Genomic DNA, 24,258 nt, shown 5'->3' on the forward strand with positions numbered 1-24,258 from the left:
GATGTCAAAATATGACGACAAACAGCTTCGTTGTTCTTTTTGCGGGAAACCTCAAGACCAAGTTCGAAGACTTATAGCTGGACCAAATGTATTTATATGCGATGAGTGTATAGAGCTTTGTCAAGAAATAATTGATGAGGAATTTGTTGAAAGTTTCGATGAGGAATATAGAGAATTGCCTAACCCATCAAAGATAAAGGAAACTTTAGATGAATATGTCATCAAACAAGAGATGGCAAAAAGATCATTAGCTGTTGCAGTATATAATCATTACAAAAGAATAAACAAGAAACCATCAAAAACAAGTGACGTAGAGCTTCAAAAGAGTAATATAGTGATGATTGGGCCAACTGGTTCAGGAAAAACCTTATTAGCTCAAACATTAGCAAAGATATTAAATGTACCTTTTGCGATAGCAGATGCTACTTCTTTAACAGAAGCTGGATATGTTGGTGAAGATGTTGAAAATATAATTTTAAAATTAATTCAAGCTGCTGATTATGATATTGAAAGAGCGGAAAAAGGTATAGTTTATATAGATGAGATTGATAAAATAGCTCGTAAATCTGAAAACCCTTCGATTACAAGGGATGTAAGTGGTGAAGGAGTACAGCAAGCATTGCTCAAAATTCTTGAAGGCACGGTTGCAAATGTACCACCTCAAGGTGGTAGAAAACATCCACATCAAGAATTTATTCAAGTAGATACAACCAATATCCTATTTATAGTTGGTGGAGCTTTTGATGGAATAGATAAGATAATTCAAAAGAGGGTAGGTACTAAAGCTATGGGATTTGGTGCTGAAATTAAGAGCAAAGAAAATGCTCCAATTAGTGAATTATTAAAAAAGATACAGCCAGAAGATCTATTGAAATATGGTTTGATACCAGAATTTGTTGGACGATTACCGGTATTGGTTACGTTAGAAGAATTAGATGAAGAAGCTCTTGTAGAAATATTGTTAGAGCCAAAAAATTCTCTTGTAAAGCAGTATAAGGAATTGTTTAGAATGGATAATGTAGAATTAGAGTTTGATAAAGAAGCTTTGAGGGCTGTAGCTAAAAAAGCTATTGAGAGAAAAACTGGAGCAAGAGGATTACGTGGTATAATAGAGGGAACTCTATTAGATATTATGTATGATATACCTTCAAGAGAAGATATAAAGAAATGTTTAATCACAAAAGAAACTATAGAGTCCAATGGAGAACCAACTTTGGTACTTTCTGAACGAAAAGCTAAGGATAGAGCTAACAATAAGGATAATGAAGAATCTGTGTCATAAAAAGGCTCACAGTTTAGTGAGCCTTTTTTTGATAATGTCAGGATAAGGAAGGAGTGACGCTATGTATAAAGATCCATATGTCGTGCAAAAAAAAACAGAGTCCCTTATACCTCTAAGAGGTATGTCTATATTTCCTCACATGGTTATTCATTTTGATGTAGGAAGAGAGAAGTCAATTAATGCTTTAGAAAAATCCATGGTAGATGATTCATTAATCTTATTATGTTCACAAAAAGATTCTAGAGTAGAAGAACCGACTTCAGAAGATTTTTACCATGTTGGAACTATTGCGAAAGTAAAGCAAGTATTGAGATTACCTGGAGGAAGTATAAGGGTTTTAGTAGAAGGAATAAATAGAGGAAAAATAAAAGAAATAATAGAAGCAAAAGACCATTTTGAAGTAGAAGTAGAGGAATATGTTTATGATCCTGAAAAAATAGTTGTAGATAAAGAGATGCGAGCGGCTATGAGATTGGTCATTGATGATTTTGAACAGTATTTAAATTTAAGTAATAGATTGTCAACAGATATATTATTAACAGTAACAGATATTGAAGATCCAAGTAGATTGGCTGATGTTATTGCTTCTTATATTAACTTTAAAATAGAAACTCATCAAAAGATATTAGAAACTTTTGATTTTTATAAAAGATTAGAAGTACTCCACGAAATATTACGAGAAGAAATTGAATTGTTGAAAATAGAGGAGAAGATTAATCAGAGAGTAAAGACGCAAATAAGCAAGGTACAAAGAGAACACTATTTAAAAGAACAAATGAGAGCTATACAGAAGGAATTAGGCCAGGAAGATGATATAGACCAAGAAGTAGAAGAATATAAATCTAAAATTGCTAAAATTAAAATGCCTAAAGAATCCAAAGAAAAAGCGTTAAAAGAGGTGAATAGACTTAACAAGATGCCACCTCATTCAGCAGAAACTGCCGTTATAAGAACATATCTAGACTGGATTGTTGAGCTTCCATGGAATAAACAAACAAAGGATAAGATTGATATTAAAAGAGCTAGGGATATTCTAAATAGAGATCATTATGGACTTAATGATGTAAAAGAAAGAATATTAGAATTTATTGCTATAAGAAAGTTGGCTACCAACATTAAAGGGCCTATTCTGTGTTTAGTAGGTCCACCAGGAGTGGGGAAAACATCAATTGCAAGATCAATTGCAGAATCTCTCAATAGAAAATTTATTAGAATGTCTCTAGGAGGAGTACAAGATGAAGCAGAAATGAGAGGTCACAGAAGAACTTACGTAGGAGCTATGCCAGGTAGGATTATATCTTTGATTAAAAAATCTGGATCAAAAAATCCTGTGTTTTTATTTGATGAAATTGATAAATTAAGTAGTGGATTTAGGGGAGATCCTTCTAGTGCCTTATTGGAGATATTAGATCCTGAACAAAATAACACATTTACAGATCATTATCTCGACATGACATTTGATTTATCTAAGGTATTATTCATTACCACAGCGAATACTGTAAATTCTATACCTGCACCTCTGTTAGATAGAATGGAACTTATTAGAATAAGTGGATATACTGAAGAAGAAAAAGTAAAGATTGCTACTAATCATCTTTTACCAAAACAGATAAAGGAACATGGATTGAAAGAAGACAACCTAAATATTTCAGAGAGAGCTATTAGAAAAATAATAAATAATTATACTAGAGAAGCAGGAGTCAGGGAATTAGAAAGGAATATATCAAGTATATGTAGAAAAGTTGCAAAGAGAATTGTAGAATTTAATGATAAAATAGTTAGAATAAATAAAGGAAATCTGCATAAGTATTTAGGTAAAGAAAAGTATCGTTTTGATATAAAAGAGAGGCAAGATCAAATAGGTGTAACAACTGGTTTAGCTTGGACTGCCTTTGGAGGAGAAACTCTTTTTATTGAAATTAATTCAATGAAGGGAACTGGTAAGGTTCAACTAACAGGCCAGTTAGGAGATGTGATGAAAGAATCAGCTATGGCAGGAATTAGTTATATTAGAGCTAATACTGAAAAATTAGGAATAGATAGTGACTTTTATAAGGAAATGGATTTGCATGTTCATGTGCCAGAGGGAGCTATACCAAAAGATGGGCCATCAGCAGGAATAACTATGGCGACGGCTGCAATTTCAGCACTTACTAATACCCCAGTCAGTAAAGATGTTGCTATGACAGGAGAAATTACTTTAAGAGGTAGAGTTTTACCTGTTGGAGGAATCAAGGAAAAAGTATTAGCAGCTAATAGAATTGGTATAAATAAAATTTTAATACCTTTTGAAAATAACAAGGATTTGGATGAAATACCAAAGAAAATAAAGAAAAAAATAGAATTTATTCTAGTTGAGAATATGGAAGAAGTTTTAAAACATACCTTATTAGAGAAGGAAAATAAAAATGAAAATAGTTAAAGCTGAATTAGAAAGAGTTGCAGTCAATAAACAACAATATCCTGGTGAAAATTTAGCTGAGATAGCTTTTGTTGGCAGGTCAAATGTAGGAAAATCCTCCTTTATAAATTCTATGGTTAATAGAACAAAATTAGCTAGGACAAGTGGAAAGCCAGGGAAGACCAGAACAATAAATTTTTATAACATAAATAATAAATTCAGATTTGTAGATTTACCTGGATATGGATACGCAAATGTTTCTAAAAAGGAAAAGGATAAATGGGGGCGTGTAATTGAAGAATATTTAAATACTAGAGAAAATTTAATAGAACTAGTACTACTAGTAGACATAAGACATGAACCTACAGACCAAGATGCATTGATGTATAATTGGATAAAACACTTTGATTTTACGGGATTAGTTATTGCAACAAAGGCAGATAAAATATCGAAGAGTAAATATCAACAGAATATAAAAATAATAAAAAACAAATTAAAAATTAATAGTAATAACTTAATAATACCCTATTCTTCATCTAAAAAGATTAATAAGGAGAAGATATGGCAGATTTTTGAAGACATGTTTATAAATGATGAAGAGCAGCCGTCTTAATAAGGCAGCTGCTCTAACAGTACTATTCTTCTTTTATAAACATATCTTGAGTAGCCCCGCATACTGGACAAACCCAATCTTCTGGTAATTCCTCAAAAGGTGTTCCTGGCTCAACATCATTATCTGGATCGCCAATTTCAGGGTCGTAAACATATCCACATGGTTCACAAATATATCTATCCATATCAATTCTCCTTTCAATATGTAATTAGTGGAATAGTACCCATTTATCATAAATTTTAAACTATTTTTTAAAATTATTTTTGATATGATCGTATTATAAACATTGGACTCATACAATGGATTAAATAAAATGCTTATGGGTAAAATTATAATAATAAAAAAGAAAATATAAATTAAAATTAGATAGGCGTGATTTTAATGACCTTTAGATTTAAGGGATCTGTGTGTAGTGACTTAGATGATACAAAAATTTTTGTGAGAGGTATTTTATCTAAATTAGAAAATATTATATACGATGAGGATTTATTGTTTGACATAAGATTGATATTAAATGAGTTAATTGTAAATAGTGTTATACACGGAAACGAAAATAATAGAAACAAATGCGTTAGTTTATTTTTAGAAGTTGAAGGAGATGCTGTAAGAATTGAGGTAGTAGATGAAGGTCAAGGTATTAGTTTTGATAAGACGGAATATAAACCAGAAGAATTAAAATGTTGTGGAAGGGGGCTTGTAATTGTTGATGGATTATCAGATGAGATGTATTTTGACAAAAATAGAGTAGTGGCTGTTAAATACATTGTATAAGGGGGATGTTTTTGTGAAAAGTAGAGTATCATTTTTAATATTAACAATATTATTTTTTACCGCTTTTACTTCTAGTACTGTCTATGGAGAAAATGGATATGATGAGAAGTTGGAACAAACAATAATAAAGGTTAAGGATATATTTCAAATATCCGATAAGTATGAAAGATTTGATTCGAATATTCAATCCTATGATGAAATGACATATTTTTATTTAAATTGGTATAGTGAAGATGAAACTTTGGGAGGGATTTCAGTAACAGTAGATTCTGAGGGAAATATTTTTAGTTATCATAAATACATACCTTTTCAGGAACCAGAATCTAGATTGCCAAAGATAAACTATCAACAAGGATTAGAAAGTGCAATAGACTTCTTAGAAAAGGTGAATTCTAAAGTACAAGATGAAATTCAATACAAGGAAGATGTAAGACCTTTAAATCCCAATACTACAGAATATACTTATGAATTTATCAGGATGAAAGATGATACATTTTATCCAGATAACTCAATTTCAGTGCATATTAATAAGTATACCGGGGAAGTATCAAACTATTATACAGATTGGGATAAAAATATGACACTTCCGAGTAAGGTTGGAATTATTCAAGAATCAAAAGCAAGAGAATCATATAAAGAAAATATAGGATTAAAATTGATGTACAAGGATACTTATGAAGATGGAAGATTAAAACACTTTTTAGTGTATACAACTTTGAAAAATAATAATGCCATAGATGCAAAAACTGGAGAAGCAATTAATATAAATTATTATGATATATATAGGGGATTAGGTGGTGGAGATGTAGGAATGGCTGACTCTTTGACGGATAAGGATGATATTAATTTATCACCTGAAGAAAGAGAAAGAGTAGAGAAATTATCTGATATTCTTACATCGGAAGAAGCTGAAAATAAAGCACGAGAAATATTAAATATAGAGGATGAATTTAAATTAGAATCGACTAATTTTGATAGTCAACTTAGAAATGAAAATGATTATTTTTGGTCTTTTAATTTTGTTAAATATCTAGAAAACGAAGAGGAAATAAAATACAATGTATCAATAGATGCTAAAACAGGTGAATTGTTAAGATTTTATTCAAATAAATCTGTTAATCATAATTTAAAACCAAAATATAATAAAAAACATAGCCAAAAAGTGGCTGAAGAATTCATAAAGCAAATAAATTCTGAAAAGTTTAAAGAAATTGAATATATTGCATCCAAGAATAAGGATATGACTCATTCTTACAGTTTCAAATTTATGAGAAAAATTAAAGAAGCATATGTAGAGAATGATGGTATAAGAGTAACTGTAGATGGCATTACAGGAAAAGTTATATCATATGATATGAATTGGTATAAAGGTGAACTGACATCTGTTGAAAATATAATACCTGTTGATGAAGCATATGAAATATTATTCAATGATATAGGCTTTGAATTAAGATATGGGACTTTGATAAATTTTGAAGATGAGAGAGATACGGAAAAAGAAGTGAAGCTTATCTATGCAGTTGAATCTAACAAACCTTTGATAATAGATGCTAATACTGGAGATATATTAGATTATAATGGTAAGCCTTTTGAGGAAGGAAAAATTGTAAAATACGAAGACATTGACAACTCTTATGAAAAAGAGAAGATAGAGTTATTAGCTCAGCATGGTGTTTCCTTCAATTCTAAAGAATTTAAACCTAGTGAGAAGATTGTTCAAAAAGATTTCCTATATTTGTTATTAAAATCCATGGAACCATATAGAATAATACATGAGGCTGAAATGGAAGATGAAGGATATAATCGTTTAATAGATTTAGGAATATTAAAAGAAGAAGAGAAAGATCCTAATGGTATAGTCACAAAAGTAGAAGCCATAAAATACATTATAAGGGCAATGGATTATGAAAGAGTAGCTGAATTAAATGGAATCTATAAGGACCTATTCAAAGATCAAGAGAATATAGACCCTGTAATGAAAGGATATTTATCTTTAGGATATGGATTAAATATTATAGAAGGTAATAATGGTTATATAGATCCAACATATGAGATTAAACGAGAAGATGCTGCGAAAATAGTATATAATTATCTATTCATTTAGAATAACAAATGGCAGGGACTACTCCCTGCCATCAGATTTTACTATTATTTTAAAGTAGATTATGTTAAAATTGAATTTGGCAAATATATTAATATAAAAAACAGGAAGTGATAAATTTTTATGAAAGCAACAAGAGACGACCTTAGAAACATAGCAATTATCGCTCACGTAGATCATGGAAAGACTACGCTAGTGGATAGTATGTTAAAACAAAGTGGAATCTTTAGAGAAAATCAAGTAATTAAGGAAAGAGTTATGGATTCCAATGAAATAGAGAGGGAAAGAGGTATTACAATTTTATCTAAAAATACTGCTATACATTATAAGGATAAAAAGATAAATATTGTGGATACTCCAGGACATGCTGACTTTGGAGGAGAAGTAGAGCGTGTGCTTAAGATGGTAAATGGAGTTGTACTATTAGTAGATGCTTTTGAAGGACCTATGCCTCAGACTAAATTCGTACTAAAGAAGGCTTTTGAACTTGACTTGCCAGTAATAGTATGCATAAATAAAATAGATAGACCAGAGGCAAGGCCAGAGGAAGTAGTAGATGAGGTATTAGATTTATTCATAGAATTAGGAGCAGGAGAAGAATATTTGGATTCTCCATTTATATTTACATCTGCTAAGGATGGCTCTGCAACTACAGATTTAAATATAGAAAAAGATAATATGGAGGATTTATTTGAAGCAATAATAAAATATATTCCAGCACCAGGAGGATATATCGATGAGCCATTGCAGGTATTAATTTCTACTATAGATTACAATGATTATGTAGGTAGAATTGGTATTGGAAAAATTGAAAGAGGTAAGATTAGAAAAAATCAGGATGTAATAATTGTAAATAATGAAAAAAGTGAATATATTCAAAAAGTAAAGATCACAAATGTGTATGAATTTGAAGGGTTAAATAGAGTAGAAGTAGAAGAATCAAAAGCAGGAAGTATAATTGCTGTAACAGGAGTAGAGGAAATTCACATAGGTGATACTATATGCCACTCAGAACATCCAGATCCACTCTCCTTTGTGAAGATTTCAGAACCTACTATTTCCATGACATTTTCAGTAAATGATAGTCCATTTGCTGGGAAAGAAGGTAAATATGTAACAACAAGACAGATAAAAAATAGACTATTTAAAGAATTGCAAACAGATGTTAGTCTCAGAGTCGAGGAAACAGAATCTACAGATGCGTTTAAAGTATCTGGGAGGGGAGAATTGCATCTATCTGTTCTTATAGAAAATATGAGGAGAGAGGGTTATGAGTTTCAAGTATCTAAACCTAAAGTATTGTTTAAATATGAAAATGGAAAAAGATTAGAACCTATGGAAACTGTAACAATTGATGTATCAGATGAGTTTATTGGTGCAATAATAGAAAAATTAGGAAGAAGAAAAGGTGAACTAGAAAATATGACTGAATCTGAGGGTGGTTATGCTAGGTTAGTATTTTCCATTCCTGCAAGAGGACTAATTGGATATAGACAGGAGTTTATGACTGATACTAAAGGAAACGGAATACTCAATTCAGTATTCGACAAATATGGACCGTATAAAGGAGATATACCAACAAGAAAAGAAGGTTCATTGATCTCCTTTGAAACAGGAGAGGCTACCACTTATGGATTATATTCAGCTCAAGAAAGAGGAACTCTATTCGTTATTCCAGGAATCAATGTCTATGAGGGAATGGTTGTAGGTTCAAACCCTAAGGGATTAGACATAGAAGTAAATGTTTGTAAGAAGAAACATCAATCGAATGTTCGAGCTTCAGGTTCTGATGATTCATTGAAACTAACTCCTCCAAGGCAAATATCTTTAGAAGAAGCACTTGAATTTATTGAAGATGATGAACTTATTGAAGTAACTCCTGTTAACTTTAGAATAAGAAAAAGAATTCTTAATTCTAATAAAAGATACAAGTCGAAGAAACGAAATTAAATTATCTTGATTTAAAGTAAAGGTGGTATTATGGATTCTATAGTAGATGGATATATATGGTTATTAAGAAATAATTTTTGGATGAATATGCTGTTTGCTATATTAATCGTATTTTTTCAAAGGAAAAACCCTACATCCACTTGGCTATGGTTTATGGTAATAATTTTTTTGCCTGGGTTTGGATTTTTACTATATTTATTTTTGGGTCAAGATATGAGTAAGAAAAAGATATTTCAATTAAAAGAAGAAGAAGATAGATTTATTAGAGATAGAGTACTAAAGCAAGGACAAAAAATAAAGGAAGATTCATATGAATTTTTAGACCCTAAGGTAAAAGAATATGAAAACATCATAAATATGCATATTTCAACAAGTGAAGCTTACTTTTCTGAAGGTAATAAAGTAGAATTTTACTTTTCTGGGAAGGAAAAGTTTGATGCTTTGTTAAAAAGTATATCCAATGCTAAAAGATATATATATATGGAATATTACATTGTGAGAAGTGATGAAATAGGTAAAAAAATAATGAATAAGCTAACAGAAAAAGTTAAAGAAGGTGTAGAGGTCAAATTTTTATATGATGGAATGGGCGGTAGAAAATTAGCTAGAGATTACTTCACCGAATTTGAAAAGGCTGGGGGAGAGGTTTCAGTTTTCTTCCCACCTTTTTTACCTTACATAAGTTTAAGAATCAATTATAGAAATCATAGAAAGATATGTATATTTGACGGAGAGGAGGCTTATGTTGGAGGTTTTAATATAGGAAATGAATATTTAGGGCTTTCTAAAAAATTTGGATTTTGGAGAGATACTCATATAAAGATTAGAGGAAATGCAGTTGCTGGACTTCAATGGAGATTCTTTAAGGATTGGAAATTTGCTGTTAATGATGAGACTGCTCATTGCAATGTTGTTCTGCCGAAAATGAAAAATGAAGGGAAAGCTGGGATCCAAATAGTTAGCAGTGGACCTGATTCCAAGTGGGCAAGTATTAAAGATGGATATTTTAATATGATAACAAATGCAAAAGAAAGGGTGTATATTCAAACACCATATTTTATTCCTGATGATAGTATATACAATGCATTAAAAGTAGCCGGACTTGCTGGAAAGGACATAAGGGTGATGATACCATCTAAACCGGATCATCCTTTTGTATATTGGGCAGGCCTTTCATATATAGGAGAACTTTTAGAAGCAGGAGTTAAGTTTTACACCTATGAAAATGGTTTTTTGCATAGTAAAACATTTATAATGGATGATTATGTTACTTCTATAGGCACTGCAAATTTAGATATAAGGAGTTTTAAACTCAACTTTGAAGTAAATGCTTTTATATATGATAAAGAAGTTAATAAAAAAATGGTTGAACAGTTTGATTTGGATTTAAAATATTGTAAAGAAATTACTCCAGAAGTATATGCAAATAGATCTAATATTATAAAGTTAAAAGAATCATTTTCAAGATTGTTATCTCCAATATTATAGTGTTATAGGATAAAAATTTATTTGGAGGAAACACTATTTTATGAGGTGATAATTTTGGGAAAAAGAATATATTTAATTATATTAATTATAATATCAATATTTTTAGCAGCTTGCATGAATCAAGCTAATCAAAATCAAAACCAAGTAAATCAAGAAGAGAAAGCTCCTGAAACATTGAATATGGTATTAGAGGGGATAGATGAATTGTTGGTTTCTGTAGACTCAATAATGGACATTATGGAATTGAGTGAATCAGAATTTCAGGCAGAAAGATCTCAAAAAGAAGGCCAACAACAACAAAATGAACAACAATCTGATGGTGAAGGTAGAGGAGCCGACCAAGGCCAGAATCAAAGTGAAGAACAAGGTCAAAGCCAAGGACAAAATCAAAATAGTGAGAGCTCAGAGCAACAACAGAAAGATACTACTAGGGACGATGAACTCTTTTTAAAATGGAAAGAAGTCGATCAAAAATTAAAGGAAGTTCACGAAGGATGGAATAGTTATGAAGTGGAAAGTATAGAAAAAGGTGCTAACCAAGAAAAGGGTAGTGAATTTAAAAAGAACCTAAATGATTTTACAGTGGCAATAGAAAATAGACAAATGGATGATATCGTGGATGCAGGAAGTAGGGCTATAAATTCTTTAGCAGTTTTCTTTGAGCTATATAAAGATGAAATAAGAGGAGATTTATCTAGGATTAAATATTTAGTATATCAAGCATTTTTACAGGCTGAAGATGAAAATATGAAAAAAGCTAATGACCTATTGAATAATACAGAGGAACATATATCTAGAGTTAGACAAAAATTAGAGGACGATGATGAGAAGACAAAGGATTTAGAAAAACTATCATTGGCGATTTCCGATATGAAATTAGCATTAGAAAACAACAATATAGAACTATTAAAGATAAAAAGAGATGTAGTAATAAAGAATATAAAATCTCTACAGGAGTAGATTAGTAGACATAAGGAGATAAGGGGGTATATTTATGAGATTTGAAGCGATAGAAGAATACTACATGGTAGATGGTAATCTACAATCAACTGAAGATCTAGAGATATTTCAAGGGATAAAGAAAGCTCCAATATATGAAGTAATAAGAATAATGGATGGAATACCTTTGTTTTTAAAAGATCATTTGAATAGGATGAGAAGGTCGGCTGATTTAGTAGGTGTTAGCATTGACAGAGAAGATAGCCAAATAGAAAAGGATATTAAGGAACTAGTTTTAAAAAACAAAGTTAAAAATTTAAATATCAAATTATTACATACAGATATTAAGGGAATAGGTCAGGTACTTTTAGTATACTTTATAAAAAGTTTTTATCCTCCGGAACAATATTATAAAGAAGGAATCCATACTATATTATACAATTATGAAAGAGAAAACCCTAATGCAAAGGTATTAAAAACATATTTCAAAGAAGAAATAGCTAAACAATTAGAAGAAAAAAATGCTTTTGAGGCGTTGCTAGTAAATAAGGATGGATATATAACTGAAGGTAGTAGATCCAACATGTTTTTTGTAAGAAAAGATAAAATATATACTGCACCCAAAGGTGCAGTATTATTAGGAATTACAAGAAAATATATATTAAAGATATGTGAAGAATTAAACATAAAAGTAATAGAAGAAAATATACACATTGATGACTTGTTAAAACTAGATGGAGTTTTTATGTCAGGTACGTCAGTTAATGTATTGCCTATAGCTACCATAGATGATATGAAAATTAATTCTGTAGACAATAAAATAATAAGAGAGATAAACAATAGATATGTAAACGAGATGAAAATGTATATTAGTAGTAAAAGAGAAGAGTAGAAATATAAATAATAAAGATCGATTGGGTGATAAATATGGACAAGACAATAGGGTTTATTGGCTGTGGGAATATGGCTAAGGCCATGATAAATGGTATAATAAAATCTAATTTAATTGAAAATAAAAAAATTATAGTTTCAGCTACAACAGAAGCAACATTAAAGGAAGTAAGTACTAAATATAGTATAAAAACCACCATTAGTAATATAGAAGTGGTAAGTATAGCTGATATATTGATACTAGCTGTGAAACCAGATAAATATGATTTAGTAATAGATGAGATAAAAGAATATATAAAAAAAGATAGTATAGTAGTTGGCATAGCTGCAGGAATTAATATAGGATATATGCAAAATAGATTTAATAAAAAGGTAAAGATAGTAAAAGCCATGCCTAATACACCAGCTATGGTAGGCCAGGGTATGACTGCTATATCATCAAGTAAAGAAGTTGGAAAAGATGAATTACAGCAAGTAATAAATATATTTAATAGTTTTGGAAAATCAGAAGTTATAGAAGAAAGTTTAATGGATGCAGTTACAGCTGTAAGTGGTTCTTCACCAGCGTATGTATATATGATGATAGAAGCTATGGCAGATGCAGCTGTAGTAGAAGGCATGAGTAGAAAAACAGCATATAAATTTGCTTCTCAGACGGTACTAGGCGCAGCTAAGATGATTCTAGATACGGAAATGCATCCAGGTGAATTAAAAGATAGAGTTTGTTCTCCTAGTGGTACTACAATAGAAGCAGTAGCTGCATTAGAAGAGAATGGGTTTAGATCATCGATAATAGAGGCTATGAGAGTGTGTGCGGCTAAATCAAAAGAAATGACAAAATAGGAGTTAAAAAGGTCTTATAATAAAAAATTATAAGGCCTTTTTAATTTTTGTATTGACAGTATTTGAATATTAGTGTACTATATAATTAATACACCATCACATTGGGGCTGGGGAGGTGAAGATATGGAATTCAACAATAATCTTCCTATATATATTCAAATAATGAATTTAATAAAGAGTAAGATGGTTTTAGGAGAGTTTAATGGAGGTGATAAATTGCCATCAGTTAGAGAATTTTCAAAAGAATTAAAGGTAAATCCTAATACCATTCAAAGAGGATATCAAGAATTGGAACGAGAAGGATTGGTTTTTACACAAAGAGGAATGGGTACATTTGTAACACAAGATGTAGATGCTATCAAAAACTTAAAAAAGAAAATGGCAGATGAATTAATAGATGGATTTTTTAAGGAGATAAAAAAATTAGGGATTGAGATTGATGAAATAAAAAAAATTATATCGGAAAGAATTGAGGAGGATAAAGAATGAAAAATATTGTTGAAATAAAGGATCTAACTAAAAAATATTTCAATAAAAAAGCCTTAGATAATATAACTTTAAACATCGAAGAAGGAAAAGTAGTTGGAATATTAGGACCAAATGGTAGTGGTAAGACCACTTTAATAAAGATATTAACTGGGTTATTAAGGCAGACAAGCGGAGAAGCGTTTATAGATGAACAAAAGGTAGGAGTATATACCAAATCAATAGTTTCATACTTGCCTGATAGAAATTTTTTGTATAAATGGATGACTATAGAAGATGCTTTTAATCTATTTAAGGATTTCTATTCAGACTTTGATGAGAATAAATTTGAAGAGATATTAAATTTTATGGAATTAGAAAAGAGCGTGAAGATTGAAACACTTTCAAAGGGAATGCATGAAAAATTGAATTTAACTTTGGTACTATCAAGAAATGCAAAACTATATATATTAGATGAACCAATAGCAGGAGTAGACCCAGTAGCAAGAGATCAGATTTTAGATGCTATTATAAACAACTACAATGATAAAAGTTCTATGCTAATAACCACCCATTTAGTAAGAGATATGGAAAATATGTTAGAAGATGTAGTATTTTTAAAAGATGGTAATATTGTTTTAACAGGAAATGCAGAATCATTAAGAGAAGAAAAAGGTAAACAAATAGATGATATCTATAAAGAAGTATTTAGTCAATAGGAGGCGACATGATGATAAAATATATGAAATATGAAATAAAAGGAACTTATAAATATATATTAGGTATATTGGCACTAGTACTAATACTTATTACAGGCATATATACCTATATAAGTAGAGCCAATAGAGGTTCACACATAGGAACTATTTTTATAGGATTATCAGTTTTAGTTTTATTCGGTACAGCATTAGCTACATTCCTATATATAGTAGGTTCTTTTAGAAAGGAACTATATGACGATAGAGGTTACTTAACTTTTACATTACCTTTGACAGGAAACCAAATAGTTGGTTCTAAATTAATAGTAGCTTTACTGTGGTTTGCAATATTAGGAACTGCTATAGCAATGTATAACATTGTCATGGCATTAATTTTGAACCCAGTTGAAGTAAATTTATCAGAACTTTTATCGATGGTAAGTCACATAATATCAATGAAAGAAATAGTCGTTATTATTTTAGGTTTAATATTTAATGGAGTAAATATGTTGGTACTCATATATTTTTCCATGGCACTTAGTAGAGTTACCTTTAGGAATAAAAGAATTGGTGGTCTATGGTTTGTAATATTTCTAATATTAAGTGGAGTAATAGCCTATGGACAATATAATGTTGGTGAACTATTACCATATTATGTAGATCTAAATACATTTAATATAGAAAGCATGAATACATTAAGACATCAATTAAATATGGGAATTAATACTGGAATCATGATGAGTACAAATATAGCGGCTAGTATATATAGCATAGCAATAACAGTTATCTTATTCATAGGTACTGGTTATTTAATAGAAAAGAAGATTGATTTATAATGAAAATCCCCACGATGGGGATTTTCTATTATTTTGGTTATATACATTCTACTTGTTTTCAGTCAATCCAGTTATTAACTTTAATTCTAGGCAATGGGTATTTCTCGACTAAGTAATATATATAAATTTTAGTATTATAATTATCCGCCAGTCGAGGAAAGAATTAAATTTTTTGAAAGTGTTAACATTCGAGAAGATAATCCTTAAGACCATTTTTCAGGTTTAATCTTTTTATCTTTTTTAATGCTTTGTTTTCAATCTGTCTTATTCTTTCTCTAGTCAAATTATATTTATTGCCTATGGTTTCTAAGGTTAAAGGATCTCCTCCATTCAACCCAAATCTAAGTTTTAATACTTCTTTTTCCTTTGGGGTTAATGTATTTAATATATTTATTATTTGCTCTTTTAAATCTTCGGAAATTATCACATCTTCAATACAACAATTTGGACAAGGAATATAGTCCTGAAGTTCAACATAGTTTTCGTCAGTGTCTATATTCATAAGAGAGTTTAAAGAAGTTAAACTTGAATAATTTTTTTTGTAGAGATTTATTAAAATATATTCTTGTCTTGTAATATTTGCCTCATTACATATCATCGTAGTATCAATTTCTTCATTTCGGGTTAAGTAATTATCTTCAAGGCGAGATATTGTGTTGACTTTTTCATATACGTATGCAGGCAACCGTATTATATATCCGTTGTTCATCAATGCTCTATCCATCTGTTGTGTGATCCAATAATAAGAATAGGTTGAAAAGCTAGTGTTTTTTGTTAAATCAAATTTTTCTATACTCTTCATCATACCAATGATTCCTTCTTGTACTAAATCTTCTATAGTAAAACAACTATAAGCTCTTATTTTCTTTTTCGCAACAGAATATATTAACCCAATATTATTTATTATAATTTTATTTCTTATATGTAAGTCCCTATTTTTTTGATAAAGAGTTATGAGTTCTTCGTTTGACGTATATCCATCATCTTTCAATTTTAATTGTTTAGCACTCATTATCATCACCTAGTATATTGTATTCTATATAGATTCATAAAATCCTTCTTTTTGTAAAACTATTAATTATAAATTTCTTTTACATAATTAAAGTGATGGATTCCCATCACTTTAATTATGCCTTCTTGATAAATCTTCTAATAAATCAGATGTTAATTTGTTAATATCTTCCACCCTGTTATTAAGTTCTTCAAATTTTTTGCTTAATCCGTCATCTTTAGTTGTACCTAAATCATTAGAGGTAAGGAGCATATTTATACTATTTAAATATTGTGCATTGTTCCAATTGTTTTCATCAATTTTTTTAGTTTGATTTAATAGTTTTTCCATGGAATTTTGATTTTTCACTGAATTTATCCTCCTTTAACATTATTTTTCTTGTATATAGTATGTACTAAAGGCCAAAATTTATAAAACTTAAATTTTGAGCAGAAACTATTTATATTGATAAGTTGAATAAAATGTAGTAATATTAAATTGAATTAAAATTAAATAATATGTAGTATAGGTTGCGTAAAAGTATTAGCATTAATAGGGAAACAGGTTAAAGTCCTGTGCGGTCCCGTCGCCGTAAGGTATTTATATAGTTTGTAGTGCCACTGGAAAACTGGGAAGGTAAATTATATTAAAAAACCGAGCCGGAAGACCTGCCTGTACTAGAACAACTGTAACTTCACGAGGAATGGAGGTGTTGTAATATAAGGCTAGGCTATGTTCAATTAAGTAAGTAGTCTAAGCATATAATACAAGTATTTAACCTTTCAACATGAAGTTGAGGGGTTTTTTATTTAAGGTTGGGGAGGAATAATATGAATAAAAAAACTATTACAATTATAGCTGTTTTAGTGGTAACTTTGTTATTGTTTGCTGGATATAAAACTTTTTTAAGTCCAGAGATTGTAGAAGGAGATAAGGAAATTACTATCCATATAATCAATGAAAAAGAAAATGTAGATGAAACTTTCACATATAATACTGATCATGAATTCTTACTTGAGCTGTTGGAAGAAAACCAAGAACAGTTAGGAATAACTTTTGAACAATATGATCTTGGTGTTATGATAACAGGAATGATGGATTATCAAGCTGATCCGAATAGCGAATATTTCCATACCTATGTTAACGAAGAAGATGCAATGACAGGCCCCGGAGATATACCTCTAAACGATCAAGACGTATATACATTTGAGTTGAAGAATTATTAAGACTATGAAAGCAAGAGATGTTGTTCTCATAGGTATTTTAGGCGCTACAATAACAACAGCGAAGTTAACTTTAAGTTTTATACCAAATGTAGAGGTTGTAACTTTATTATTTATTATATATACAATTACTTTTGGCTATAAAAAAGGTTTTCTTGTATCCATGGTATTTACAACTACTGAAATATTTATATATGGATTTTCTACTTGGTTTCTTGTATATTATGTAATTTGGCCTATGCTTGTAATAATAACAGAATTAATGAGGAAAAGGATAGAGTCTGAATATGGTTATGCAATTGTTGGAGCCATATTTGGATATACTTTTGGATTTTTCTTTGCTATAATGGAATCTTTTTTCTATGGAACAGCTTATGGATTAGCTTATTGGATTAGAGGAATTCCTTTGGATTTACTTCATGGAACTTCAAATTTTATAATTATTTTAGTTCTTTTTAAACCATTAAAAAATTTACTTTCAAGATTGAAAGTAAGATATTATAGAGCATAAAGCTGAAGCATCGCTTCAGCTTTTGTTGTGTAGAAAAATGCAAGTATATGTGTTAAAATAATTAAAATAGGACAACTTTACAGTTTATATTCATTAATAGATGGATAAAATAAAATATGAGGTGGAATAATGGAAACTAAAGCGGTTATTTTAGGAGCTAATTATTATATAGGTCTTAGCATCATTCGATGTTTGGCCATTCATGGAGTACCTACTGTTGCGGTAGATTATGCTAGGAAAGGTACATATGGGTTTCATTCTAAATATTGTTCAGAGACTTTAATAGGACCTGATTGTAAAAGAGATCCTGATGGGTTGGTGGATTTTTTGGTTGATTATGCAAAAAAACAGAATGACAAACCAGTATTATTTCCATCCGCCGATGGATATGTGGAATTCATAGATAAATATTTGTCAATTTTAAAGAATTACTATTTAGTTACGCAGACTGAACATGGATTATATACTAGGGTTATGGACAAGGAATCTTTACATTCAATAGCTAAAGAACATGGAGTATTAGTACCGGAAACAGTTCATATAGATGAAGAGAATTTTAAAGAAAAGGTTGAACAAATTATAAAATTCCCATGTTTAGTAAAACCTGCTGATTCGCCAGCTTTTGTATCTAAATTTAGAAAAAAGTTATTTAAAGTATATACTATGGAGGAACTAGAACAAGCGATAAAAAAAGCTACCGATGCAGATTTAGAAGTAATAATTCAAAGAATTATTCCAGGGTTTGATGATCATATGTATACCTTTGATGCTTACCTTAATCAAGATGCTAAGGTAACACATTGGTTAACATGTCAAAAATATCGTCAATTTCCTATTAACTTTGGAGCTTCTGTATATACTGGTCAGAAATTTGTACCAGAGTTGTATACTATAGGAGCAAAATTCCTAGAAGATATTGGATATAAAGGCTTTGCTGAAATAGAATTCAAGAAGGACGAAGAAACTGGGGAATATTATTTAATAGAGATTAATGCGCGAACTACTAATCTTAATAGTTTATTATATAAAGCAGGAGTTAATATGCCATATATTGCTTATTGTGAATTAACTGGCGAACCAATGGAGTCTTATGCTGTTACTCATGATACTGGTTTAGTGTTTTGGTACGCATATGAGGATCTATTAGCAGTAAAGGATTATATTAGAACTGGACAATTAACCTTAAAAGAGGTTTTGAAGTCGTATAATAGACCTAAAGCTTATGCTATTTGGGATCCAAAAGATCCAAAACCTGCTTTTGCATTTTTGGGTAATAAATTAGAACGTTTATTTAGAAAAGTGTTTAAACTTAATAGATAATTGTTTGTATATGAAAGGAGATACTAATGATGAAACTATATAAATTATTAGATTCTATAGATATAATTAAATCATGGCATGAAAATAATGTTGAAATTAAGGGAATTGCTTATCATTCTGGAAGAGTAAATCCTGGGGACTTATTTGTTTGTATAAAAGGTTATAAAACTGATGGACATAAATTTATTTCACAGGCAATTGAAAATGGGGCAGTAGCAGTTATTGTTGAAGATGTTCAACAGGGATATAATGTTCCACAGTTTTGTGTAAAAGATACTCGTCAAGCTTTGGCTGCCATTAGTGATGCGTACTATAATCATCCTTCTAAGAAGATGAAAGTAATAGGAATTACTGGAACTAATGGTAAGACTTCAACTTCCTTTATGACTAATGCTATTTTAGAAAAACATAATTTAGAAACAGGGATAATAGGAACTGTTATGGTTAAGTTTGGAAACTATATAGAGCCTTCTATATTAACGACTCCAGAATCTCTAGACCTTCATCACTATTTTTTACAGATGAGAAATCAGAAGGTATCACATGCGATAATGGAGGTTTCATCTTCTGCCTTAGAACTCAATAGGGTAGGAAATGTTGATTTCGATATAGTAACATTTAACAATATAGATAGAGAGCATATTGATTTACATGGATCCTTTAAAAAATATTTTGAAGCTAAGGCAAGCTTAATAAAAAATGCTAAATCGACGGCTTGGGCTATATTGAACTTAGATTGTCCTTATTCTAAATCCTTAATAGAAGAGACCAAGGCTCGGGTTTTAACATATGGGGTACATGATAGAAGTGGATATCTATGCTGTAAGAATGTTGATTTATCCACAGGACGAGCGAAGTTTAAAGTTGAAATTAGAAAGCCAATTAAAGTTGGAGATGTAGAATATAAGCCACAGGAATTCAATATAGATCTATCTGTGCCAGGATACCATTCCGTTTACAATGCAATGGTAGCTATATCTATTGGTTTATTAAATGGTGTGCCAATTTCTACAATTCAGGAAGCCATGAATTTTTTTAAAGGCGTGGAACGTCGTTTTCAGATAATATATGATGACGGTTTTAAAATAATAGATGACCATTTTGCTAACTCTGGGAATATAAATGTGACTTTGGAAACTTTAACCATGATGGACTTTAATAGGTTACACATCGTATATGCCATAAGAGGTAGCCGTGGAGTAACGACAAACAGAGAAAATGCTAAAACTATAGCGAAATGGGCTTCCAAACTTAATACGAAAGAGATAACAGCAACTTTAAGTAGATCTCATGTTAGAGATAAGGATATGGTTACCGATGAAGAATTGAATGCATTTATAGAAGTAATGGATGAAGCAGGAATAAAAGTTCATTTATATGACGAGTTGTCAGATGCTATTTCTTATGCATTATCAGATGTATCGCAAAATGATGTTGTACTTCTAGCAGGATGTCAAGGAATGGATTATGGTGCACAAATAGCATTAGAAAATCTATATGAATTAATGCCTAATTTGGATAAAAATGATTTATTTAGAACATTGGAAAATAGAATAGCTGGAATATTATAAAGTCACATAAAGCTACTAAAACATTGGATCCAATATTTTAGTAGCTTTTTTATTTTATGAGAAAGCTACTAAAATAAACAAACTAATTGCAAAACTTGTGTCATCATTGTATTATATTATATTATATATATAACAGATATAAGGGAAGTGATACTAATGTTAAAATTGCAAAATATATCTAAAACTTATAGTAAAGGAAAGGTTAAAGCAGTAGACGATATAAGTTTGCACATAAACCCTGGAGAGATATTTGGATTTTTAGGTCCTAATGGAGCTGGAAAAACTACTACAATAAATATGATGGTTGGATTGCTTAAACCTGATAGTGGAAATATATACATTGATGGAATAGATATATGGCAGAATCCTGTACAAGCAAAGAAACAAATATCCTTTGTACCAGATACTCCAGAGATATACGATAAATTAAAAGGGATAGAATATCTTAACTTTATTGCAGATGTGTATGATATACCTAAGGATGTTAGACAAGAAAGGATGGAGAAATATTTGGGTATATTTAATCTCAAAAATGTCGTAGGAGATATTATAGGAAGCTATTCCCATGGAATGAAACAAAAATTATCTCTTATTTCAGCTTTAATTCACGAACCAAAGTTGTTTATATTAGATGAACCGATGGTAGGATTGGATCCTAAATCATCTTTTCAATTAAAGGAGATTATGAGACAAAGATGTGATGAAGAAAAGACTGTTTTCTTTTCCACTCATGTGTTGGAAGTGGCTGAAAAGCTATGCGATAGAATAGCTATTATCAATAAAGGGAAGATAATTGCATTAGGAACTATGGAAGAATTGCGAAGCCATGCAGTAGAAAAAGAATCATTGGAGAATATATTTTTGGAGTTGACCGAAAATGAATAGAATATTATCTTTAGTTAAAATAGATTTAAATACAACATTTGGGTTATCAGCAATACAATATAAATTTAGGAGTAAACAGGATAGATGGCAGACTATTATTCTTATTATTGCAATACTATCTCTTCTTCCATCTTATTATATGATAGTTTATGGGCTTTCTGAAATGTATGAAGCTTATTTTAATATTGGACAAAAATCCATGTTTCTTTTAACCGGAGTACTAATTACTCAACTGATTGTTTTCTTTTTTGGGATTTTATATGTTATGTCTAAATATTATTTTTCCAATGATTTAAATGTATTAGTACCCTTACCTATAAGGTCTAGAGAAATTGTTGGAGCAAAGTTTATTTCTTTAATGGTAAATGAATATTTGACTTCTTTACCAATAATACTTCCGTTTATAGTTATATACGGAGTTAAAGGAAATGAAGGTATACTTTATTGGGTATATTCCATTATTCCTATACTATTTATTCCTGTAATTCCATTGGCATTATCCTCAGTAATAGTGATGTTACTTATGAAGTATACCAATATTAAAGGAAAAAAGGATTTATTACGTATAGTTGGATATTTTCTTTTGATAATTATTGCTTTAACGGTTCAATTTGAAATTCAATCAGTAATCCAAAATTCCATAATGAGCGAAGAGGATCTCTTTTTACAATTAATAACTGATTCTAATCTATTTGTAAGAAAGTTAGGAATGATTTTCCCACCTAGTATGTGGGGAGCATTGTCCTTAAGTAATTATTTTAATGTGACTGGATTCTTACATTCATTATTGTTTATAGGAGTATCTATAGGAATATTTCTAATAATGCTTTATTTAAGCGAAAAGGTATTTTTTGATGGACTTATAGGCAACCTGGAAGTAGGTACATCCAATGGTAGTGGTAAAGTTAAGTCTACAGATTTTAGAAAAAAACTCCCTGTATTTTTAGCTATTGGATTAAAGGAAATAAAGGTGCTTATAAGAACACCGGTTTATCTATTAAACTCTATTGGAGTAGTTGTTCTAGTTCCCATTTTATTTGTTATGCCAACCTATATGGGCGGAGATCATTTCATGAAGCAATTGAATATGATTATAAGTGGGAATCCAAATCTAATTTCTCTTATAGGTAGTGGAATGATAATATTGTTAGGAATAATGAATTGTGTAGGATGTACTACATTTTCTAGGGAAGGAAGAAATTTTTGGATTCAAAGAACTATTCCAATTAGAGCAAAGGACCAAATATTTGGTAGAGTATTATCGTCTCTATTTGTACAACTAATAGGGATTTCAGTACTGTTAGGTAGCATTGCTTATATGGGCATGATAACTATTGATAGTATATTTTGGATATCCATATTAGGATTATTAGGAAGTATAGCTATGGCAGAGTTAGGCATGCTAGTGGATATATTTAGGCCATTACTAGATTGGGACAACCCTCAAAAGGCAATGAAACAAAATTTAAATGTATTAATAGCTATGAGTGTAGGAGCTCTTTACTTGTTAGGAGTAGGGTTTTTAGTATATAAACTGTTAGGAAAGATGAATATGTTATTCATATATTGTATAATAGGAGGAATATTTATAATTTCGTCATTTGGATTTTATATACTGCTTAGAAGAATGATCGAAAGACAATTTTTAATATTGGAGTAAGGGGCTGTTTCATAACTTCTAAAGAAGTTGTGAAACGCCTCTTTTTTACGTTCTTGTTATCAACTGTATTACATAGAATTCCATAATTTATAATTTGATTTTTTCACCTCTAATTTTAGGTATACTAAATAAACCTAGAGATTTTCTAAGGTTAATTTTATCTAAAATTTTTTATAATTAAATCGCTTCCTTATATCTAATAAATCCTAATTTATTTTCTATTATTTTATTACTTAATTTTCTTATATTTATCGCTAGGGCTAATAACTTCATTTCTGCAATAATCTTATCCATACTTCTATGTCTGAATCTTAAATATCTCATTCCCGACTTAATATATGAAAAAATTCCTTCTGCTTGAATTGAGCGATTAAGTCTCTCTGTAATTCCTTCTTCTGTAGTTATATTTTCTTCTGATTTTCTTCTTAAACCTTCAAATCTTTCTGAAACATATATACGTTTTAACCCAGATTTATTTTTGGACTTAATGCACTTATAGGTATTTAGCTTATTAAGCCATTCTTCCAACATTTCATATTTTCTCTGTTCTTCTGACTTTCTTTTTCCTTTACCGTAAACAAATATTATGTTTTTTGATTTGCAGGCATTTCTTAAATTATTAAATTCAGTCAGAACAAGTTTTTTGCACTCTTTACTAGACATGTCCTCCTTAATATTAAAATATTCTAGTATTTTCTGTATTAATTTTTCCTGATATTTAAGGATAAATTTTTTCCATACAAATGTATACCTATTAGCATTTGCCTCTATTTTTGTTCCATCTATGTATATGCTTTTTAAGTCAATTTCTTTTTGTTC

General features: G+C 30.1%; 23 protein-coding genes and 1 riboswitch. Of the genes, 19 read left to right on the top strand and 4 right to left on the bottom strand.

Features of this window, described 5'->3' with window-relative positions:
• The first annotated feature begins 1 nt into the window (after position 1).
• From clpX to yihA, 3 genes are all read left to right on the top strand, one after another.
• Positions 2-1,282, top strand: a complete 1,281-nt coding sequence (gene clpX, locus K8M07_RS11395) for an ATP-dependent Clp protease ATP-binding subunit ClpX (protein WP_223378993.1) — start codon at positions 2-4, stop codon at positions 1,280-1,282.
• Positions 1,283-1,343: 61 nt separating this feature from the next.
• The gene (gene lon, locus K8M07_RS11400; RefSeq protein ID WP_223378995.1) at positions 1,344-3,704 is read left to right on the top strand and encodes an endopeptidase La; all 2,361 of its coding nucleotides are present in this window, start codon (positions 1,344-1,346) and stop codon (positions 3,702-3,704) included.
• Positions 3,691-4,296 (top strand): ribosome biogenesis GTP-binding protein YihA/YsxC, encoded by a 606-nt coding sequence (yihA, locus tag K8M07_RS11405; RefSeq protein ID WP_223378997.1) that lies wholly within the window; start codon positions 3,691-3,693, stop codon positions 4,294-4,296. Before lon ends, yihA begins: the two co-directional genes overlap by 14 nt.
• A 22-nt stretch (positions 4,297-4,318) precedes the next feature.
• Here yihA and rd read toward each other — a convergent pair whose 3' ends face one another.
• Positions 4,319-4,480, bottom strand: coding sequence for a rubredoxin (rd, locus tag K8M07_RS11410; RefSeq protein ID WP_223378999.1), 162 nt, complete (start codon positions 4,478-4,480; stop codon positions 4,319-4,321).
• Positions 4,481-4,677: 197 nt separating this feature from the next.
• On the opposite strand from rd, the gene K8M07_RS11415 reads away from it, so the two are divergent.
• From K8M07_RS11415 to K8M07_RS11460, 10 genes are all read left to right on the top strand, one after another.
• Positions 4,678-5,067 (top strand): ATP-binding protein, encoded by a 390-nt coding sequence (locus tag K8M07_RS11415; protein WP_223379001.1) that lies wholly within the window; start codon positions 4,678-4,680, stop codon positions 5,065-5,067.
• Between the two features lie 13 nt (positions 5,068-5,080).
• The gene (locus tag K8M07_RS12805) at positions 5,081-7,171 is read left to right on the top strand and encodes a YcdB/YcdC domain-containing protein (protein WP_223379003.1); all 2,091 of its coding nucleotides are present in this window, start codon (positions 5,081-5,083) and stop codon (positions 7,169-7,171) included.
• Positions 7,172-7,291: 120 nt separating this feature from the next.
• On the top strand, positions 7,292-9,118 hold the full coding sequence (typA, locus tag K8M07_RS11425; protein ID WP_223379005.1) for a translational GTPase TypA: 1,827 nt from the start codon (positions 7,292-7,294) through the stop codon (positions 9,116-9,118).
• A gap of 30 nt (positions 9,119-9,148) precedes the next feature.
• Positions 9,149-10,606 carry a cardiolipin synthase gene (gene cls / locus K8M07_RS11430; protein ID WP_223379007.1) on the top strand — a complete coding sequence of 486 codons (1,458 nt, stop codon included), beginning with the start codon at positions 9,149-9,151 and terminating at the stop codon, positions 10,604-10,606.
• A 54-nt stretch (positions 10,607-10,660) separates the two neighbouring features.
• Positions 10,661-11,566, top strand: coding sequence for a hypothetical protein (locus K8M07_RS11435; RefSeq protein WP_223379009.1), 906 nt, complete (start codon positions 10,661-10,663; stop codon positions 11,564-11,566).
• Between the two features lie 34 nt (positions 11,567-11,600).
• Positions 11,601-12,437 (top strand): aminotransferase class IV, encoded by an 837-nt coding sequence (locus K8M07_RS11440; protein WP_223379011.1) that lies wholly within the window; start codon positions 11,601-11,603, stop codon positions 12,435-12,437.
• 35 nt (positions 12,438-12,472) lie between these two features.
• Positions 12,473-13,279, top strand: a complete 807-nt coding sequence (proC, locus tag K8M07_RS11445; RefSeq protein ID WP_223379013.1) for a pyrroline-5-carboxylate reductase — start codon at positions 12,473-12,475, stop codon at positions 13,277-13,279.
• A gap of 123 nt (positions 13,280-13,402) precedes the next feature.
• Positions 13,403-13,768, top strand: a complete 366-nt coding sequence (locus tag K8M07_RS11450; protein WP_223379015.1) for a GntR family transcriptional regulator — start codon at positions 13,403-13,405, stop codon at positions 13,766-13,768.
• The gene (locus tag K8M07_RS11455) at positions 13,765-14,463 is read left to right on the top strand and encodes an ABC transporter ATP-binding protein (RefSeq protein WP_223379017.1); all 699 of its coding nucleotides are present in this window, start codon (positions 13,765-13,767) and stop codon (positions 14,461-14,463) included. The genes K8M07_RS11450 and K8M07_RS11455 overlap by 4 nt, the downstream gene beginning before the upstream one ends.
• A gap of 11 nt (positions 14,464-14,474) precedes the next feature.
• A complete protein-coding gene (locus K8M07_RS11460; protein ID WP_223379020.1) occupies positions 14,475-15,278 on the top strand; it encodes a hypothetical protein in 804 nt (267 codons plus the stop codon).
• Between the two features lie 181 nt (positions 15,279-15,459).
• On the opposite strand, the gene K8M07_RS11465 is transcribed toward K8M07_RS11460, so the two are convergent.
• Both K8M07_RS11465 and K8M07_RS11470 read right to left on the bottom strand, forming a co-directional pair.
• Positions 15,460-16,290, bottom strand: a complete 831-nt coding sequence (locus tag K8M07_RS11465; protein WP_223379021.1) for an RNA polymerase sigma factor RpoD/SigA — start codon at positions 16,288-16,290, stop codon at positions 15,460-15,462.
• Positions 16,291-16,401: 111 nt separating this feature from the next.
• The gene (locus tag K8M07_RS11470) at positions 16,402-16,638 is read right to left on the bottom strand and encodes a hypothetical protein (protein ID WP_223379024.1); all 237 of its coding nucleotides are present in this window, start codon (positions 16,636-16,638) and stop codon (positions 16,402-16,404) included.
• A gap of 141 nt (positions 16,639-16,779) precedes the next feature.
• Positions 16,780-16,960: riboswitch (cobalamin riboswitch) on the top strand.
• A 139-nt stretch (positions 16,961-17,099) separates the two neighbouring features.
• Here K8M07_RS11470 and K8M07_RS11475 point away from each other — a divergent pair.
• From K8M07_RS11475 to K8M07_RS11500, 6 genes are all read left to right on the top strand, one after another.
• Positions 17,100-17,495, top strand: a complete 396-nt coding sequence (locus tag K8M07_RS11475; RefSeq protein WP_223379026.1) for a hypothetical protein — start codon at positions 17,100-17,102, stop codon at positions 17,493-17,495.
• Between the two features lie 4 nt (positions 17,496-17,499).
• Positions 17,500-18,003: a hypothetical protein gene (locus K8M07_RS11480; protein ID WP_223379028.1), complete on the top strand. Its 504-nt coding sequence runs from the start codon at positions 17,500-17,502 to the stop codon at positions 18,001-18,003.
• Positions 18,004-18,132: 129 nt separating this feature from the next.
• The gene (locus K8M07_RS11485; protein WP_223379030.1) at positions 18,133-19,323 is read left to right on the top strand and encodes a carboxylate--amine ligase; all 1,191 of its coding nucleotides are present in this window, start codon (positions 18,133-18,135) and stop codon (positions 19,321-19,323) included.
• Positions 19,324-19,352: 29 nt separating this feature from the next.
• Positions 19,353-20,894 carry a Mur ligase family protein gene (locus K8M07_RS11490; RefSeq protein ID WP_223379032.1) on the top strand — a complete coding sequence of 514 codons (1,542 nt, stop codon included), beginning with the start codon at positions 19,353-19,355 and terminating at the stop codon, positions 20,892-20,894.
• Positions 20,895-21,050: 156 nt separating this feature from the next.
• Positions 21,051-21,779 carry an ABC transporter ATP-binding protein gene (locus K8M07_RS11495; protein ID WP_223379034.1) on the top strand — a complete coding sequence of 243 codons (729 nt, stop codon included), beginning with the start codon at positions 21,051-21,053 and terminating at the stop codon, positions 21,777-21,779.
• The gene (locus K8M07_RS11500; protein WP_223379036.1) at positions 21,772-23,439 is read left to right on the top strand and encodes a putative ABC transporter permease subunit; all 1,668 of its coding nucleotides are present in this window, start codon (positions 21,772-21,774) and stop codon (positions 23,437-23,439) included. The genes K8M07_RS11495 and K8M07_RS11500 overlap by 8 nt, the downstream gene beginning before the upstream one ends.
• Positions 23,440-23,616: 177 nt before the next feature.
• Here the strand turns inward: K8M07_RS11500 and K8M07_RS11505 are convergent, their stop codons facing one another.
• The gene (locus K8M07_RS11505; protein ID WP_317845499.1) at positions 23,617-24,102 is read right to left on the bottom strand and encodes a transposase; all 486 of its coding nucleotides are present in this window, start codon (positions 24,100-24,102) and stop codon (positions 23,617-23,619) included.
• Positions 24,103-24,258 lie beyond the last annotated feature (156 nt).

The organism is Schnuerera sp. xch1 (assembly GCF_019931165.1).
Taxonomy (GTDB): Bacteria; Bacillota; Clostridia; order Tissierellales; family Tepidimicrobiaceae; genus JAIOUP01.